The sequence below is a fragment of the Streptomyces sp. SM11 genome (genome assembly GCF_002910905.1).
Lineage (GTDB): Bacteria > Actinomycetota > Actinomycetes > Streptomycetales > Streptomycetaceae > Streptomyces.
The window spans coordinates 1-1,287 of the sequence record NZ_NEUE01000039.1; the positions used below are offsets into that span (position 1 = coordinate 1).

At 76.1% G+C, this 1,287-nt stretch carries 1 protein-coding gene and 1 pseudogene; both read right to left on the reverse strand.

Going from position 1 to position 1,287, the window contains the following annotated elements:
• Window positions 1-702, reverse strand: a pseudogene (locus B9S58_RS02340) (PucR family transcriptional regulator); the annotation flags it as partial.
• 188 nt (window positions 703-890) lie between these two features.
• Window positions 891-1,287, reverse strand: a 397-nt coding sequence (locus tag B9S58_RS02345; protein WP_146063444.1) for a helix-turn-helix transcriptional regulator, incomplete at its 5' end; no start/stop codon positions are given.

The following is a 1,287-nucleotide window of genomic DNA, read 5'->3' on the forward strand; positions in this document are numbered from 1 at the left end:
CGGCCCGTGCGGGGCGGCGGCCACCGCGAGCACGGCGTACCGGCCCTGCTCCGGCAGGCCCAGCATCGCGGCCGCCTCGGCGAGGTCCGCGATCCGGGCGGTCCCGTCCAGCAGGGCGGCGACCATGAGCCGCTGCCGGTTCTCGCGCCGCCAGGACAGCCGCCGCTCGGCCTGCCGGTAGGCGTCCGCGACGATCCCGCAGTGCTCGTCGACGAAGTTCCACACATCGGCGGCGACATGGACGAGCAGCCGGACGCCGTCGGGGTCGCGCCGGGCGGTCTCGTCCACGAGGTCCTGCCAGACCATCGCACCGCCCAGCCGGAAGGCGTGCAGGACGGCGTCGAGCGGTACGCCCTGCTCGGCGCGGATCTCACCGATCCAGCGGGAGGTGCGGTGGGCGGGCTCCCGGAACTCCCTGGGCTGGATCAGGGAGCCCACGTTGTGCCGCAGCGAGTGGTGGACCTCCTGCCAGACCTCGGCCCGGTCGGACTCGATGGCCGCCCGGTAGCCGGGCTCCTGGGCGTACAGGGCCTCGACGAGCCGGTCGGTGAGGGCCGGCAGCGACGCGACGAGGACCCGGGCGGCCCGGTGCAGCACCTCCACGGCCTCGCGGCCGGCCAGGGACCGGAAGCGGTGCGGCAACGGCGTTGCCGGGGGCGGGCCGTGCAGCGCCCCGATCCGCGGACGTACGACCTGTGGCATGGCAGCCTCCACCGGGATTCGGCCGGCCGCGCGAGCGGCGGGCCCGGTGCACCCGGCCCGGGCGGGGCGCGAGCGCGTCGACACGATCCTGACGCCCGCAGAATGGCATACCGCCCAGTCGGTACCTAGAGGTCTGCGCGGAACTCGTCATCACGGTCCGGCAACCTCCCGGCCTCCTGGAGGTTTCCTCAGGGCGCCAGCAGCCGGGCCAGTTCGGTGCGGGAGCGGATGCCGAGGGCGGCGAAGACGTTACGGAGGTGGTGGTCGACCGTGCGCGGGCTGAGCGACAGCCACTGCGCCACTTCGCGGTTGGTGGCCCCTTCCGCGACGTAGCGGGCGATGCGCTGCTGCTGGGGGGTGAGCGCCGCCAGCGGTTCGCCCACCGGGTCCCGTCGCGCGGCAACCGGCTCGCCCGCCGCCCGCAGCTCCCCGGCCGCCCGGTCCGCCCACGCGCGGGCCGAGCAGCGCTGGAAGGCGACCAGGGCGTCGCGCAGCGGGCCGCGGGCCTCGCGGGTACGCCGGCGGCGGCGCAGCCACTGCCCGTACAGCAGCTGGGTGCGGGCCCGTTCGAAGTCGCCGCCCGCC